Below are 16,002 nucleotides of genomic sequence, written 5' to 3'. Positions count from 1 at the left end.
TGACAACGAATTCTTAATTCGCCGTTTGATCGCCGCCCCATCAAGAACCGACTAAGAGAAAACGGAAATGAGGCAGAAACAAGGTATTTCCGGGGTACCACTACCATGAACGGGACTCCATCAGGCAACGGTATTCCACCCCCTTCCGAAACCACCTGAAAAAGAATTGATGACGTGCAAAACGTTTTTATTTCTCTTGACGGCTGTCCTTTGCCGTGCTTTTATGGCCCTGTTCCCGCCGAATGGTGCTTGGTTGTTGATTTTTGATAGTCATTTGCGGTTGGCGGAATACGGGCGTCTCCGTATTGATTCTTTCAGTATCGCTCCTGCGGACTCTTTTTGTTCCGCGATTGTCGTGATTCCGTCAGTTCATTGCAGCCGAGGCGCATTCACAGACAAATACATAGATATGGTATCCACCACATTCAGGGAGCTTGGCTTGTCGGCTCCCATTCTCCGCCAATTGGAGAAACTGGAGTACAAGACACCCACCCCCATCCAGGCGGCCTGCATCCCCCTGCTGCTGCAGAACAGGGACCTGATGGGACTGGCGCAGACCGGAACCGGCAAAACGGCCGCGTTCGCCCTGCCCCTCATTCAACAATTTTCAGAACAACCCAGAAAGCCGCTCGCCCGCCAGGTGAGGGCCCTTATCCTGAGCCCCACCCGGGAACTGGCCGCCCAGATCCATGACAACATCTGCGCTTACGCCAAAGGACTGAACCTGTCCACCGCCGTCATCTTCGGCGGCGTGGGATACGCCCCCCAGTTCAAGAAGCTGGCCGGCGGCCTGGATATTCTGGTAGCCACGCCCGGAAGGCTGATTGACCATCTGGAACGCCAGACCGTCAGCCTGCGCGCTGTGGAAACCCTGATTCTGGACGAAGCGGACCACATGCTGGACATGGGATTTGCTCCGGCCCTGAAAAAAATCGTCTCCAAAATCCCGCAGGAACGCCACACCCAGATGTTTTCCGCCACCATGCCGGACAACATCCGGCAGCTGGCCCAGTCCCTGCTGCATGAACCGGAAACGGTGATGGTCACTCCCCCGGCCGCTACGGCGGACAGAGTGGAGCAGTCCCTCTGCATGGTGTCCACCCAGGCGGAGAAAAGGCCCGTCACCCTGGATCTGCTGGAACAGCAGGAACAGCCGGGACGCACCCTCATCTTCACCCGGACCAAGCATGGCGCCAACCGCCTGGCCTCCTTCCTGACCGGAAAGGATTACCCGGCCTCCGCCATCCACGGGGATAAAAGCCAGGGAACGCGTGAACGCATGCTCCGGGAATTCCGCTCCGGGGAAACGCCCATCCTCGTCGCCACGGACATTGCCGCCCGCGGCATTGACGTGAAAGACGTACAGCTGGTCATCAATTACGACCTGCCGGAAGAACCGGAGGTCTATGTTCACCGCATCGGCCGCACGGCGCGGGCAGGCGCGGCAGGACAAGCCATTGCCCTGTGCACTCCGGATGAAACGGGCAAGGCCAAAGGCATTCACAAGCTTCTGGGGCGCGTCCTTCCCGTGCACCCCTCCAGTGAGGAATTCCCCCGGGAACTGCTGACGGTTCCCGGCACGCAGAGGGAAAGGAGAAATTCCGCCCAGGAAAACCGTTCCGCATCCCGCAGAGGCCCGCGGAAAGGGTACGGAAGGAGCCATGCATCCGGAAGGCAGGGAAGCCATATGGGAGCATGATTTTAATCATTCAAAAAAACTTTTGAACGAAATCAGGGGCAATACTGTCTCACTTGCTACAAACGGTTTGCCGGACCGTTCCAGCCGGGAAACTTCAACCGGAGTTTCAATCATGAAAATCATATCGTCCATCATCAAGATACTGTGCGTGGGTACCATCAGTTCCCTCGCCTGCCAGGCCGCCATGCAGGCTTACGCGGATGACGTGCCCTCCACTTTTGTGGAAGGCAACTATTCCCCGGAAGTAGCCCGCTACGTGCAGAGCATCGCAGGCGTGGCGCTGGCCTCAGGCATTCATGATTACGACGAAAACGCCACCAGCAGCTATCAGGTTCTGGCTCAGGTCCTCAACAGCGGCAATACAACGGAATTGCCGGAAGACCTGAAACGGGCCATTGAAATGCTGACCAGCTACGTCCCCGACCCGAACGCGACCATCCAGCCGATTCTGACCAAAAAACAGATTGAAAGGATGGAACACATGGCGGACCGTATTGAACATCTGATGGAGGAAAAATACGGAGTGGACCTGGAAGACTGCATGAGTATCATGAAACATGCGCTGACCTCGTCCATTCCCGACATCCTCCGCTCCTGTGACATGGAAGGCACGCAGCTGCCCACCACCACCGTTTTCCGCCCTAAACTGGGCAAGGCGCTGAATGAAGCTTATGCCAAGCTTGCCGCGCCAACACTTCCCGCCGGCAAGGCGCAGTAACCGGACCGCCTCACAACGACCGGGAAGATGATCCCGATTCTACGGCACGCGGACCCCGTCAAGGTTCCCTGAATAGAAAGCCGCAAGAAACGGAATGGTCTTCCCCGTCGCCAGGAACGGAAACAGCAGCTACCGCTGGCGATACCACGCAACACTCTCCGGATGTCCTCCGGTGCAGGGCCGATCCTTCGGAACGCGGTGCAGCGATACGCTCACCCTTTTCATTCCCAAGCAACGGCATGCAACATCGGCACAACCGGGTGATGCACCCCACAGGCCCCGTCCTTCCCGCACTGCGGCAGGAATGGGGCCTTTTTCATGCCCGGCGTTCAGGGGGGTGAGCCTCCTTTCTCCCAGTTTCCTCCCCGCGCACAGAGCAGGATTCTTTGCCGGAAAAACGTCTTTTTTACATCATCCTTGAAAGAAGGATTTCCCATTCCCGGTATTTATGGCACATTCGGAATTCAATTCCTTCCATATATTTACCATCCATGGATAATTCATCATCACGCCGTCGTTTCCTTCAGACCCTGGGGCTGGCCACTGGCGCCTTGGCTGCCGGGTCCTTCGCCAACGCCCAGGAAGTAGCCTCCCTGGCTCCCAAAAAAATCGTCATTCCGGACCCGAACAACATCGGCCCCATGACCACCTGGCCCCCGCGCAAGCCCGGAGCCATCTACATGGGCGGCTTCAGGGCTCCCAAGCTGGACAAGGTGCGCGTGGCCTTCGTGGGCGTAGGGGAACGCGGGTCCATGCATGTTGGACAAATGGCCGTTATTGAAGGTGCGGAAGTCGTCGGCATCTGCGACCTGTATGAAGACTGGGCCAAGCGCAATGCAGACGTGGTGGAAAAGAAGACGGGCAAGCGCCCCCCCATTTTCACGAAGGGGCCGGAAGACTACAAACGCATGATGAAGGAAGTCAAGCCGGACGCCGTCATCGTCTGCCCCAGCTGGGAATGGCACTGCCGCGTCACCTGCGACGTGATGAAGATGGGTGCCCACGCCTTTGTGGAAGTTCCCATGGCCGTCTCCATCAAGGAACTCTGGGAAATCGTGAACACCTCCGAGGAAACCCGGAAGCACTGCATGATGATGGAAAACGTCAACTATGGCCGGGAAGAACTCATGTACCTGAACATGGTGCGCCAGGGTGTCATCGGCGACCTGCTGTACGGGGAAGCCGCTTACATCCACGAATTGCGCGGCCAGATGAAGCAGGTGGAACGCGGCACCGGTTCCTGGAGAACCTACCACTATGCCAAGCGCAACGGCAATGTGTACCCCACGCACGGCCTCGGCCCCGTCGCCCAGTACATGAACCTGGCCCGCAAGGACGACTGCTTCGGCAGGCTCGTTTCCTTCTCCAGCCCGGCCCTGGGCCGCGCCGCCTATGCCAGGAAGAACTTCCCGGCGGACCACAAGTGGAACAAGCTGGACTTCGCCTGCGGCGACATGAACACCTCCATCATCAAGACCACCATGGGCCGCACCGTCCTGGTAGAATGGGATGAAACCAGCCCCCGCCCCTATTCCCGCCTGAATCTCATTCAGGGGACCCTGGGCACCCTGGCCGGCTTCCCGACCCGCGTGGCCGGAGAAAAGCTGGGCAACGGCAACTATCACGAATGGATTGAAGGCGATGAAAAACTGGCCCCCATTTTTGAAAAGTACGAGCACCCGCTCTGGAAGCGCGTGGGCCCGCTGGCCCTGAAGATGGGCGGCCACGGCGGCATGGACTTCGTGATGCTTTTCCGCATCATTGAATGCCTCCGCAATGGCGAACCGATGGACCAGAATGTCTATGAAGGCGCTTTCTGGTCCTCCGTCTCCGAGCTTTCCGAATACTCCGTGGCCCAGGGCGGCATGCCCCAGGTGTTCCCGGACTTCACCCGCGGAGACTGGAAGACGACTGCCCCGCTGGGCATCGTTCAGTAGAATGAAAAAACCGCAGGTTTTGATCCTGACCATTCATCTAAAAAGCCCCGTCCATGGAATATGGGCGGGGCTCATTTAATGTTCCGGATTCGCCCGGGAGTTTGATCTCTCACGGAGGATCTCTGTTTTCCCGCGCAATCTCCTGGAGCACTCTATCTTCATTTCCCATCAAGGAAACCTGCTTCCGCCTTATCCTTCCGTCCGCTGGAAAAACGGGGAAAAGGCAGAGATACAGAGGCTACAAGGCCATCCCGTAAAAAAGGCAGCCCTGTTTCATGCCGGCTTCTTCCACGGGAACCCCTAATTCCCCTTCACGGGTACGCCCGGCTTTAGATGGAGGGTTTTCTCCTTTCCGTTGACGATCACGCCGGCATCCTGCTCCACAGGGGAGGAGAGGCTGAACTGCGTCACCCTGCCGTCTTTCCAGGCCATGTCCACGGAAATATTGCCGCGGGCTTTCAATCCGCTCACGCGGCCGTTTTTCCAGGCATCCGGCAGGGCAGGCACAAGATGCAGCCGCCCCGTATGGGACTGGAGCAGCATTTCCGCAAACCCGGCTACGATGCCCATGGTGCCATCCACCTGCATGGGCGGATGCGTGGTGAACAGGCTGTCCATCATGCTGTAGCGGATCATGCCCCGAATCATTTCATAGGCCTTGTTCCCGTCCAGAAAACGCGCCCAGAGATTGGCACGCCACGCCCAGGTCCAGGAACGGCGGGAATCGCCCGTGGTTCCGCGCGCCAGCAGGGATTTGCGGGCGGCTTCCGCCCATTCAGGCGTTTTTTCCGGACTGATCTGGCTGCCGGGATAAACGGCAAACAGATGGGACGTGTGCCGGTGGTGAGGGTCCCAGGAGATGCCCGGCTTGCGGGCGATCATCCATTCCATCAGCAGGCCGTCCTCCCCTACCCACGGCCCGACCAGAAGGTCTCTTTTGGCGGCCAGCTCTTTCTTCCAGGCCGTATCCACGCCCAGCACTTCCGCGGCATGCACGGTATTATTGAACAGTTCCCAAACGATCTGCTGGTCATGAGCACAGCCGTCTTCCCTGGGGCCGTGCTCCGGGGACCAGCCCATCGGGGCCACCAGCATGCCTTCCTTCACGTCCTTCAAATCCCGCGCGGCTACATCCGGCGTCACTTTCCTGTCCTCCGTCCGGAAATTGCTTCCGCCTGCGTGCAGGGTTTTCAGCTGGCTTTCCCAGAACCGGCAGATTTCCTTCATCATCGGGTAGGCCTCCGTTTTCAGGTATTCCCTGTCCAGCGTGAAAAGATAATGCTCCCACAGATGCAGGGCGTACCAGGCGGAAGCCGGTTTGTTCCATTTGAACCCCTGCCCTCCGTAAATGTTCTGGGCGGTCCTGGCCGTCCAGCCCGGAGCCGCCTGTCCGGCTGCCGTCCTGAACTCCGGCGCCTCCCGGGTGATTTTGCGCGCGGCGGGGGCCATTTCCCGGATGTAGTCCAGCAGGGGGGCGTAACATTCCGCCAGATTGACGGGAAACACCCCCCAGTAGCACATCTGGATATTGATATTGTTGTGGTAGTCGGAATCCCACGGGGGAATCAGGCTGTAGTTCCACAGCCCCTGCAGGTTGGCGGGCAGATTACCCGGCTGGGAGGAGGAAATGATGATGTAGCGGCCGAAGTTGAATACCAGTTCCTCCAGATCGGGATCCCGGGCATCCGTTCCGGCATCCACAGCCTGCCTGTACTTCTCCAACCGCTTGTTGACGGGAAGTCCCGCCGTAGCATCGTCCGTCTCTCCCAGGTCCAGGGAAACCCGGTTGTAAAGCCTGCCGTAGGCGGCCTGGTGGGCGGCTTTCAGCTGTGCCGGGAAGGCCCTGAGCGCGCGGGCCAGTATAGCCTCATTCCTTTTGCGGGGCGCCACCCCTTTCCAGTTCCGGGAAAAACTCAGCACATAATCCGTAGCCAGGGAAACCAGCACGCGGCAGGAATCCGCCTGCCGGACGATGATGGAGCCGTCTTCCGCCCTGACGCTCCCTCCTTCGGGAAGAACGGCGATGCGCGCTTCATACGCCAGCCCGTTTTTCAGGGTTCCCTGCATCAGGATCATTCCCCGTCCTCCTCCGGCCGTGGCCGTAATCCGGTCCTGGGGGTGAAGCGTGGTCAGGCGGAAGGCAGCATCCACAGAACGGGGCTTATCTCCCTGCACCGTCATGGAAATCACCTGATGCGGAATGCTGGCGAAATACTCCCTCCGGTAACGGACTCCCCCCGCGCCATAAGTCACGGAAGCCAGCGCCTGTGCCACATCCAGCGTCCTCCTGTAATCCGTGGCCCCATCCGCTGCCGGATACGTGATTTCCAGCGTCCCGAACGGCTGGTAGGAACCGAACTTGAGGGAATCCGGCCCCTTGTCCTTGCTTTCCGTACTACAATACCCTCCGGACCACATGCTGATTTCCGTCAGCTCCATCCGGTCCTTTTCCACGCCTCCGTAAATGAGCGCGCCTATTCTTCCATTGCCGATAGGCGTGGCGTCCTTCGCCCAGGAATTGTCTCCGGTCCCCTGCTGGGGCCGGGTGTCCTTCCACTGCGCCGGACGGCCGAACCAGAAGCGGGAGGATTTCCAAGAGGAGGCTTCTTCCGCCGCATGCAAGAAGCTCCCGTGGAACAGGCCCCCCAGAAGAAGGTAAAAAAACGGGCGCAGGAGTGGCATAATACAAAAGTACTACCATATATCCGAAGTTCTTTCAAAGACATTCCTACCGCGGGGGAAGCCCCTTTCCGGATGACGCCAAAAGGAGGAATTCCATGAAATTTTTTCTCTTCCCTGAGCCGTATGTAGGCTTGAGGAACGCCCCCGTGCACATGCATTTTCCACCATTTCCCCCCGGAGTGGAACGCCGTTCCCCAACACCGCAAACACTGCCCCGCCATGCTTTCCTACTGCACCAACATCCATCCCGTCGAATCCTGGGCGGAAACCCGAGACGCCCTCCATACCCACGTTCCCCGCATCAGGCGGGAGCTGGCCGAATTGAATTCCCCCCTGAAGGACCGCCCTTTGGGCGTCGGACTGCGCCTGTCCGCCAGAGCGGCCGGGGAATTGCTGGAAACGCCGCACGCCATGGAAACCCTGAAATCATGGCTGAACGACCACGGCGCGCGCGTGGAAACCATGAACGGATTCCCCTACGGGAACTTCCACGGGCAACGCGTGAAAGAGCATGTTTTTCAGCCGGACTGGACCACGCCGGAACGTTTTGAATACACCTGCAACCTGTTCCGCATTCTGGCCCGCATCGGGGACGAACAGGCGGAGAGGCTGACCGTCAGCACGCTCCCCGCCTCCCACAGCTGGTTCCACGCGGATGAGGAACGCATCTTCGCCCGGCTGGACGCCATGAGCGGATTTCTGGACGTCCTGAGCAGACAGACCGGGCGCCTGATGCAGCTGGGGCTGGAACCGGAGCCCTTCGGCCATTTTCACGATACGGAAGGCGCCATCCGCTTTTTCAACGACCTGCGCAACCATTCCCGCCGCCCGGAACTCATTGAGCGCCACCTAGGGCTGACGTATGACACCTGCCACTTCGCCATCCTGCGGGAGGAACCGGAAACAACCCTGGCCGCCTGGGAGGAAAACAAGATTGCCCTCTGCAAGGTTCAATTTTCCAATGCCCTGGAATGCCGCATACGAGGGACGGAAGACCTGGAACGCCTCCTTCAGTTTGACGACGGCGTTTATTTCCACCAGACCAGCATCCGGCACCAGGACCACACCATGCTCTTCCCGGACCTGCCGAACGCCCTGGCCTACGGACGCGATTATCCGGAGGAAACGCGCCATTCCCAATGGCGCATCCATTACCACATCCCCCTGTACGCTTCCCCGGAACCTCCCCTTCAGGGCACGGAGGATTTCATCCTGAAGACGCATGACTTCCTCCGCAGCCGGTCCGGCCCGGCTCCGCACCTGGAGGTGGAAACCTATACCTGGAGCGTACTGCCGGAGCACATGAAAATCCCCCTGGCAGCCCAGATTGCCCGTGAACTGAATTACGTTGAAACCCTGTAAAGAGATGCCCCTCATTCACACACGCGCCGCCCTGTTCACCGGATGCCTGCTGCTGGCTTCCGGCCTTTCCTCCTGCACCCTTCTTCCTTCTTCCTCCCGCGGAGGTTCGGATACGCCGCGGACGCTGGGCGCACGCATGGAAAAACATACGGAAGTCCTGCAAAAAGACATCGGAGCCAGAAACGCCCGCAAGCCCAAATCCATGGAAGCCGCCGCCAAATACATCGCCGGCAACTTCTCCGACATGGGCTACGCCGTCACCCTGCAGCCCGTAGCCGGAGGGAATGCCAAAAAAGGCACGGCCATTTACAACGTCCTGGTGTACAAGCCCGGCCTTTATTCCAACAACCAGAGCATCGTGGTGGGGGCCAACTATGACTCCAACGAACAGCTCAACAACGGCAGCGGCGCGGCCCTGCTGCTGGAAACGGCCAGGGGGCTCAGGGACATTCCCACCAACCACAACATTTACTTTGTCGCGTACGCCAACGGAGCCGCGCCCGCGGGGCGCTCCTCGTCTTCCGGGGCCTATGTGCACGCCAGGGCCCTGAGCGGCAGTATTGGCGCGGCCAACATCCTGGGCATGATCAATCTGGAACCCCAGGAACTGGGCGCCGCAGAAGGCCAGAAACAGCCGGAACCGGAATCCCCGCAGGAGGCCGTCCTGTTCATGACCACTCCCCGCGGGAAGGAATTTGCAGGCCAGTGCGCCGCACCCTTCACCAAATCCTGGGAACAGGCCCCCCCCACGTTCCACCGGGAACCCTCGGCCATCGCCGGCAATGACCGCCATTATGCGGCCCTGAACATTCCCACGGTCTCCTGCCAGTGCAAGTACGCCATTACGGATTCCCACACGGAGGATTACGTGCACGCCCTGACGGACATGATCCACCAGATCGCGGACAACGACGTACCCAAACCGGAGAAAACCGCCGCCCCGGAGCCGAAAAAATCCTGACGCCGCCTCCCTTCCTTTACCGGGACAGCCGCCTGCTTCCGTGGCCGCCCAGCATCAGCACGGGCATGAAGGAAAGAGCCACCAGCGCAATGACCATCGGCATCCAGTTGTCAGAATACCGCTGCATCAGAAAAGAAGTGAGGGAAGGCCCGGCCAGCGTGCCGATGGAATAACTCAGCAGCAAAAGCTGGTTCATGGTCACCAGTTCGTCCCGTGAGGCCTCCTCGCATCCCCAGGCCATGGCGACGGGGTACAGGGAAAAACCGGCCAATCCCAGCACAATCAGGGAGGGGGCCATCAGGCCGCCCTTCAGCACCAGCCCGGTACACGCGGCCACCACCAGCAGGGACTGGCATTTCATGACGAAGGCGCGCCCGTATTTGTCCGCCAGCCTGCCCATGGGCCACTGGCCCAGAATGGCCGCAGCAATCAGCAGGGCCATCCAGTACCCCACGGAGGAATGGCCCATGCCCTGATGTTTCAGGAACAGCGGCATCAGGCAGTAAATCGTTCCCAGCACCACGCCGGAAATCACGCATCCCACCACGCCCAGAAATACGCTGCGGCGTTTCAGGAGCGCCCTGACCTCCACATGAACGGAAGGAAGAGCACCCGCGGAATCCGATTCCAGACGGGCAAACAACAGGGGAATCATGCCCGCGGCGGACAACACGCACACTTCCGTCACCACCAGGGACATGTTGCTGGGGAACCAGCCCAGAAGCAGCTGGCCCAGCACCGTCCCCAGGTAATAGACCACCAGGTAGGAAGCCAGCAGAACACCGCGTGTTTTCAGCGTTCCCGCCCTCAGCAGGGCGCTTTCCACCACCACCCAGACCAGGGCGCAGCTTATCCCCGTCAGCAGCCTGAGGCCGCTCCACGCCAGCGCGCCGGGAAACGCCAGAAGCAGCACGGTGGATACCGAACATAAGATGCACGCGTACTGGTAGCTTCCCTTGAATCCGGCCTTGCGGATCACCCCTCCGGCCATCAGTGTGCCGGCCAGGTTCCCCAGAAAGAAAAATGCCCCTACCAGTCCGGCCTCCCAGGTGGCGGCGGAAGACTGTTCCATCCACAGAGGAACCACCGTATTCAGAACGGCAAACGCCACCGTCTGAAAAAGAAGCCCCAGCAGAAGCAGGGCAATAGGCCAGGTAAATGTGCGCATCACGGGAAAGCGGGGACTATAGCACCAAAGGCGCATCAGTCAACCGCCTCTTCCGCCTGAAAAAAAGACAAAAGGAACACTCCTGCAATGGATATGATAATTTATTGATATTCAATCATCAATAAATTCATCAAAAATCAAGGGGCCTGTCATATTCCTTTGCGCAGGGAAGCGGGCAGGATCTTCATCTGTTCCCGGTACTTGGCCACCGTCCTGCGTGCGATGTTCACCCCCTTCTCCCGCAGCGCGGCAGCCAGTTTGGCATCACTGAGGGGTTTGGAAGAATCCTCCTCCGCGATCAATCCCCGCATCAGCTCCTGGACGGCCCCGGAAGCCACGGCCTCCCCGCCCGCTCCCGCAGAAGAAACGCCGCCCTCCGCCGGAACGCCCGCGCTGAAAAAGGATCTCAGCTCCTTCATTCCCCACTTGCACAGCAGGTACTTGTCCCGACACGCACGGGAAACGGTAGACACATGCACGCCCATTTCCTCCGCCACTTCCTCCATGCCCATGGCTTTCAGCCGGGACGGTCCAAACCTGAAAAAATCCTCCTGCCGCCGCACAATGGCGCGGGCCAGGCGCAAAACGGTCTCCTGCCTCATGTCCAGGGCGCGCAAAAGCTCCTGCCCCTCCCGGAACGCCTTGCGGAGATACTGCCTCAGCTCCCGGTTGCCGGAACTCTCCGCCATCAGCTCCATGTACCGTTCATTCATGGACAGGCGCGGCAGATATTCGGACGTGAGCACCGTCTCCAGAACGCCGGAAGGCCCCTCCTCTACGACCACGTCCGGCAGCAGATGGGGATTGCCGCCGGGAGCATAGGCGCAACCGGGATCAGGCGTCAGGCTGCGGATCACCTCCAGCGCCTCCGCCACGGCCTCCGGCTCCGCATCCAGCAAATGCGCGGCCTCTTCATACTTGTGCGCCGCCAGCTCCCGCCAGCAGCGCTTGACCAGGCGGAAGGCGAGAGAACGCTTCAAGCCGCGCTGCTCCAGCTGGATCAGCAGGGAATCCCTTAAATCCACCGCACCCACGCCGGGAGGGTCCATCCCCCTCAATACACCCAGCGCCTCCTTCATGTCCCGCATGCTGAAACACTCGCGCTCTTCCAGCTCCTCCGGGGGTTCCGTCAGGAAACCGCGATCGTCCAGCGCATCAATCAGCAGGAACAGGGCGTCACGGGCGCGCCCGGTCAGCGCGGAATGCTGCGCCTGGTCCGTCAAATGGGTTTTCAGGGACTCCGGGGCCACCACGGACTCATACATGAAATCGCGGCGGGCGGCCGCCTCCGCGGAAGGGCGGCCTTCCACCGTAAACTCGTTCCAGCCGTCATCACGGGCGTTCCAGCCCTCCTCGTCCGGGCCGTCCTCCAGGGCGTCAGGGGAAGCGTCCGGCAGCTCCTCAAGCATGGGATTGCTTTCAAGCGCCTGGCGGACAAGCTGCTTCAACTCCATGGCGGAGGCCTGGAGAATCTGCATCCCCGTCTGCATGGACTGGGATGCGGCCATCTGGCGCGTCATTCCATGCTGCAGGGACACTTCACTCATACCGCCACAAGCTACACCAGCCCCCGGAATCTGGCAAGGGGGAACGCCCTTCCGCAAGAGATGCCCGCATCCCGCGGCTGCGGAAAAAGACCACAATTTTTCATGTAACGTTTTTGAAAAATAGCCGTATCATAAATACAAATGAAAACTTTACATGCACTTGCCTTCTTCCTGCTGTCTTCCCCCCTCATGGCGGCACCGCCGTCCCCCCTGGCGCCGGTACCCCGGGAACAGCCCCAGTGGTGGAGGCAGCAATATGAACAGCAGGTGGAACAGGTGAAAAACAATCCCTGCGGCGTCCTTTTCCTGGGAGACTCCATCACGGACTATTGGAAAAGGGAAGGAAAGCCAATATGGGAAAAGGCGTTCGCCCTCTACCATCCCTGCAACTTCGGTGTCTCCGGGGACCAGACCACCAACCTGATCTACCGCATCACGGACTCCGGCATTCCGGCCCAGACGGAGCCAAAACTCTGCATCGTCATGATCGGCACCAACAACACCGGCCATTTCAAAGGAGGAGAAGCTCCGGAAAAAACGGCCATGGGCATTCTGGGAGCCGTACAGCACCTGCTGGTCAGATTCCCGGACACCCACGTTCTCCTGCTGGGCATTTTCCCGCGCGGCACAGGGCCCCAGGACAAGCTGCGCCAGCACAATGACAAGATCAACGCCGTGCTCGCGCAGTGCAAACTGCCCCGCACCACCTATGCCAACATCAACAAGCGCTTCCTGGATTCCGCAGGCAAGCTCCTGCCGGGCATCAGCAAGGACAACCTGCATTTTACGGAAAAGGGCTATGCCATATGGGCGGACGCCGTGCTGCCCTACATGAAAAAATACTGCAAGTAACCTGCTCCGTCCGCCACCCCGGCAAAAGGTGGCGCTAAAAACATTGCCGCCGGCTTTCCCCCCTTCCGTAGAGGAAAGCCGCACGGCACAAAAAAATTGCTTTTTAGCGGGGATGCCCTAGAGTTCCACTCCGCATGAGCATGCCGCTTGCCGACTTGTTATTCCTGGCTTTTGCCCTCTCCGTAGACGCCTTCGTCGTGGCGTTTTCCTACGGCCTGCTCATTAAGCAAAAACGTTTGAGTAACGGCATCAGGCTCTCCCTGTCCACCGGAGCGGGACAATTCCTGATGCCCGTAGTGGGCTTCCTGCTCACGGGATCCGTGCACCAGTACATTGCGGACTGGGACCACTGGCTGGGCTTTGCCGTGTTCACCTTTCTAGGAGTCAATGTCATCCGTGAAGGCTGGAACCACCGTAACGAAGAGGAACACATGCCCCACGTCACCAGCCTGACGCTGCCTACCCTCCTGGCCGTGGGAATCGCCACCAGCATAGACGCCCTGGTGGCAGGCGTAAGCATCTACCTTTCCTCCGCCCAGTACGGAACCTCCCCTACCCTCCACGCCGTCCTTCTTCCCGCCGGCGTCATCGGCCTGACCACCTTCCTGTGCACGGCGGCCGGCTTTTTCCTGACCAGGAGGCTGCACCGCTTTCCGACCTTTCATCTGGAAGCCGGGGCCGGACTCATTCTCATCGGCCTGGGCATTAAAATGCTCTGCGACCATTTGTGCTGAAAAATGCCCCGCAACCGATGATAAAACCACCTTTCCTGCATCGTATTAAGTCGGAAAACAAACTGGCTTTCCCCCCTTCTTTCCGCTATTGTCAAACAAGCTTTTCACATGAACATTTCCCATCTTCTTCTCTGTACATCCCTGCTGGCAGCCCCCGTCTGCATGGCGCAGGATCTGACGGAACCTGAAACGGAAGCGCCGGCCGCCGCCAGCCAGCTTCCGGCTTCCCTGGCGCAGAAAATAGCCGGCGGCGACTTTGCCGGACTGCAAACGGAACTCCGCTCCTCCCTCCTGGCGGCCAACGAACAAACCAAATCCGAACAGAAACTGCTTCAGAACCCGCAATACCGCCACCAGCTGGACATTCACGAACTCCTGCGCGTCACGGGTCCGGACAACGTAAAAGCCGTTTTCTCCAAAAGCCCGCAGGATGCGGCCTTCATCAAGGCCTTTTTACAAGACCCTGCCTGGATGGAACTTTACCTGGGCGCAGGGTTGATCCCGGAAAATTCCCCGCAGGGCCTTCAAATCCTTTCCGACATCTGGAAAACGGATGGCAGAAGCACGGACTTCCGGAACTACCAGTCCCTGGCCACCGGCATTGCCTCCGTCTTTTCCACAGGCCCCATGGCGGGAAAACTGAAAATCAACTCCGCCAACAGCAACCCGGTGCGCCGCTACCAGATTTTCAAGAAACTGCATCAGGAGAACAAGCTGCATCCCGGCTTCATCAAGCTGCGCCCGTGGGAAATGCGCTTTGTCGTAGGACACACGTGGGACGACAAATCCTACGAATGGAGCAATGAGCACATCAACCTTCCCTGGCGGCGCTATACGGACGCCTGCTGGGCAGCCCCCTATACGGGCAACAATTTCTTTGGGGACACCATTCAAGGCCCCCTGTTTTACGTGCCGTGGCGGGACGCCTGCAGCTCGGCGGAAAACACGCAGGCCATCGGCGGCGTCTGCGGCGGCCTCTCCTACTTCGGAACCATGGCGGCGCAGGCCCACGGCATCCCTGCCTACCCGGTGGGGCAGCCCGGCCACTGCGCCTATGCGGTGCGCGTCAAGCGAGGGGCGTGGAAAGGCGGCTTCGGCGGACCGGACGGCGGCATGCACAACCACATCTTCGGCAGTGAAGCCCCCACCTCCTATCTGCTGATGGAAACCGTCTTTGCGGACAATGCCAGGGCGGACCAGGCCTATCTGTGGGCCGCGCAGGCACGGCTGAACGAAGCCGCCGGCAACAGGGACAAAGCCATCCAGGCCTGGGAGGAAGCGCTGAAACAGACGCCACAGCACCCCTTCTTCCGCACGGAGCTTCAGCGCCTGCTGATGGAAAAGGAAGGCATGCAGCCCATCGACTGGTACGTCTACGCCAAGGACGCCCTTTCCCATTACAAGGGCAACGGCTTTGCCGCTTTCAACATCCTGAAGGACGTGCAGAATAAATTCCTGATGGACATTCCGTCCGGAGACCGGATCACCTGGTTCAAAGACCTGCATGAGACCATCGCTTCCACCCCCACGTCCTGGGCGGTGAAATTCCAGCCCGTGCTGGACTCCCAGTCCGCCTTCCTGACCAATCCGCAGGAAAAAGCGGCCTATCTGGAAACGGTTCTCTCCACCCACTTGAAAACGGGGGACGGCACCAACTTCGGGCAGGCTCTGGAATGGGCCGTCAAAACTTTTGTGGAAAACGGCCAGGCGGACGTCTTCTCCAACGCCTTCGCCAAAGTGGCCCAGCAGATGGGAGACTCCGGGGCTTCCGGAAGCGCTCCTGATCCCAAGAAGTTGAAAGAAGCTTACGGCAAAGCCATCTATGCCACGGAAATGGCCCGCTCCATCCCGGCCTTCCAGACCTTGAGCAACGCGGCCTCCTCCTTCTCTGACGCCAACACGTCCGCCAATACAGTCAATGCCGCCATCCCCCAGGGCTGGAAGCTGGTGCCTGCGGACGGCATGGTCAGATGCTCCACCACGTGCCAGTGGGACAGTCCATGGGACCACATCAACCTGCTGCGTCCCTGCGGGGGGTCCCAGCATACGGACAAGGAAGCAAATCCGAACGTCATTGTGGAACTCAAAAACGGCGTGGATCTGGCCGGGCTGGTGGTCACCAAGCGCAACGGCAATGAAGACCGGATGAAAAAGATGGAAGTCTCCACCTCCACGGACGGAGCCACCTGGTTCCCCCTGGCAACTACGGAAAACATGCCCAAGGAATGGGTCATCACCGCTCCGGAAGGCACCAAGGCCAAGTGGATCAAGGTGGAAGCCAAGAACGCCCAGCCGGAATTCATGCACCTGCGCCACATCCTTGTTTACGAAAAATAACCCTG

At 59.5% G+C, this 16,002-nt stretch carries 11 protein-coding genes; 8 read left to right on the top strand and 3 right to left on the bottom strand.

Annotation, left to right across the window (positions count from 1 at the left end; all coding sequences use genetic code 11):
- Positions 1 to 409 precede the first annotated feature (409 nt).
- From LIO64_RS10210 to LIO64_RS10200, 3 genes are all read left to right on the top strand, one after another.
- On the top strand, positions 410 to 1,699 hold the full coding sequence (locus LIO64_RS10210) for a DEAD/DEAH box helicase (protein WP_290549338.1): 1,290 nt from the start codon (positions 410 to 412) through the stop codon (positions 1,697 to 1,699).
- Between the two features lie 112 nt (positions 1,700 to 1,811).
- Positions 1,812 to 2,417: a hypothetical protein gene (locus LIO64_RS10205; RefSeq protein WP_290549337.1), complete on the top strand. Its 606-nt coding sequence runs from the start codon at positions 1,812 to 1,814 to the stop codon at positions 2,415 to 2,417.
- Between the two features lie 491 nt (positions 2,418 to 2,908).
- Positions 2,909 to 4,354, top strand: a complete 1,446-nt coding sequence (locus LIO64_RS10200; RefSeq protein ID WP_290549336.1) for a Gfo/Idh/MocA family oxidoreductase — start codon at positions 2,909 to 2,911, stop codon at positions 4,352 to 4,354.
- 300 nt (positions 4,355 to 4,654) lie between these two features.
- Here the strand turns inward: LIO64_RS10200 and LIO64_RS10195 are convergent, their stop codons facing one another.
- Positions 4,655 to 7,036 (bottom strand): glycoside hydrolase N-terminal domain-containing protein, encoded by a 2,382-nt coding sequence (locus LIO64_RS10195; protein WP_290549335.1) that lies wholly within the window; start codon positions 7,034 to 7,036, stop codon positions 4,655 to 4,657.
- Between the two features lie 219 nt (positions 7,037 to 7,255).
- Between LIO64_RS10195 and eboE the strand changes: the two genes are divergently transcribed.
- Together eboE and LIO64_RS10185 are read left to right on the top strand one after the other, a co-directional pair.
- Positions 7,256 to 8,398: a metabolite traffic protein EboE gene (eboE, locus tag LIO64_RS10190; RefSeq protein WP_290549334.1), complete on the top strand. Its 1,143-nt coding sequence runs from the start codon at positions 7,256 to 7,258 to the stop codon at positions 8,396 to 8,398.
- 4 nt (positions 8,399 to 8,402) lie between these two features.
- On the top strand, positions 8,403 to 9,359 hold the full coding sequence (locus LIO64_RS10185) for a hypothetical protein (protein WP_290549333.1): 957 nt from the start codon (positions 8,403 to 8,405) through the stop codon (positions 9,357 to 9,359).
- A 16-nt stretch (positions 9,360 to 9,375) separates the two neighbouring features.
- Here LIO64_RS10185 and LIO64_RS10180 read toward each other — a convergent pair whose 3' ends face one another.
- Both LIO64_RS10180 and rpoN read right to left on the bottom strand, forming a co-directional pair.
- On the bottom strand, positions 9,376 to 10,527 hold the full coding sequence (locus LIO64_RS10180; protein ID WP_290549340.1) for an MFS transporter: 1,152 nt from the start codon (positions 10,525 to 10,527) through the stop codon (positions 9,376 to 9,378).
- Positions 10,528 to 10,676: 149 nt separating this feature from the next.
- The gene (rpoN, locus tag LIO64_RS10175; protein WP_290549332.1) at positions 10,677 to 12,074 is read right to left on the bottom strand and encodes an RNA polymerase factor sigma-54; all 1,398 of its coding nucleotides are present in this window, start codon (positions 12,072 to 12,074) and stop codon (positions 10,677 to 10,679) included.
- Between the two features lie 141 nt (positions 12,075 to 12,215).
- Between rpoN and LIO64_RS10170 the strand changes: the two genes are divergently transcribed.
- From LIO64_RS10170 to LIO64_RS10160, 3 genes are all read left to right on the top strand, one after another.
- Positions 12,216 to 12,926 (top strand): GDSL-type esterase/lipase family protein, encoded by a 711-nt coding sequence (locus LIO64_RS10170; protein ID WP_290549331.1) that lies wholly within the window; start codon positions 12,216 to 12,218, stop codon positions 12,924 to 12,926.
- A 134-nt stretch (positions 12,927 to 13,060) separates the two neighbouring features.
- Positions 13,061 to 13,660 (top strand): manganese efflux pump MntP family protein, encoded by a 600-nt coding sequence (locus tag LIO64_RS10165; RefSeq protein WP_290549330.1) that lies wholly within the window; start codon positions 13,061 to 13,063, stop codon positions 13,658 to 13,660.
- Positions 13,661 to 13,768: 108 nt separating this feature from the next.
- A complete protein-coding gene (locus LIO64_RS10160; protein WP_290549329.1) occupies positions 13,769 to 15,997 on the top strand; it encodes a discoidin domain-containing protein in 2,229 nt (742 codons plus the stop codon).
- Positions 15,998 to 16,002 lie beyond the last annotated feature (5 nt).

It is taken from the genome of Akkermansia sp., from assembly GCF_020860705.1.
Taxonomy (GTDB): domain Bacteria; phylum Verrucomicrobiota; class Verrucomicrobiia; order Verrucomicrobiales; family Akkermansiaceae; genus Akkermansia.
Note: the sequence above shows the minus strand (reverse complement) of the source record. Positions and strands in the feature narration are given on the sequence as shown.

Coding starts and splice junctions, on each gene's coding strand:
- rpoN (WP_290549332.1), bottom strand. CDS start 12,074: ATGAGTGAAGTGTCCCTGCAGCATGGAATGACGCGCCAGATGGCCGCA.
- LIO64_RS10200 (WP_290549336.1), top strand. CDS start 2,909: ATGGATAATTCATCATCACGCCGTCGTTTCCTTCAGACCCTGGGGCTG.
- LIO64_RS10170 (WP_290549331.1), top strand. CDS start 12,216: ATGAAAACTTTACATGCACTTGCCTTCTTCCTGCTGTCTTCCCCCCTC.
- LIO64_RS10165 (WP_290549330.1), top strand. CDS start 13,061: ATGAGCATGCCGCTTGCCGACTTGTTATTCCTGGCTTTTGCCCTCTCC.
- LIO64_RS10160 (WP_290549329.1), top strand. CDS start 13,769: ATGAACATTTCCCATCTTCTTCTCTGTACATCCCTGCTGGCAGCCCCC.
- LIO64_RS10185 (WP_290549333.1), top strand. CDS start 8,403: ATGCCCCTCATTCACACACGCGCCGCCCTGTTCACCGGATGCCTGCTG.
- LIO64_RS10180 (WP_290549340.1), bottom strand. CDS start 10,527: ATGCGCACATTTACCTGGCCTATTGCCCTGCTTCTGCTGGGGCTTCTT.
- LIO64_RS10195 (WP_290549335.1), bottom strand. CDS start 7,036: ATGCCACTCCTGCGCCCGTTTTTTTACCTTCTTCTGGGGGGCCTGTTC.
- LIO64_RS10205 (WP_290549337.1), top strand. CDS start 1,812: ATGAAAATCATATCGTCCATCATCAAGATACTGTGCGTGGGTACCATC.
- eboE (WP_290549334.1), top strand. CDS start 7,256: ATGCTTTCCTACTGCACCAACATCCATCCCGTCGAATCCTGGGCGGAA.
- LIO64_RS10210 (WP_290549338.1), top strand. CDS start 410: ATGGTATCCACCACATTCAGGGAGCTTGGCTTGTCGGCTCCCATTCTC.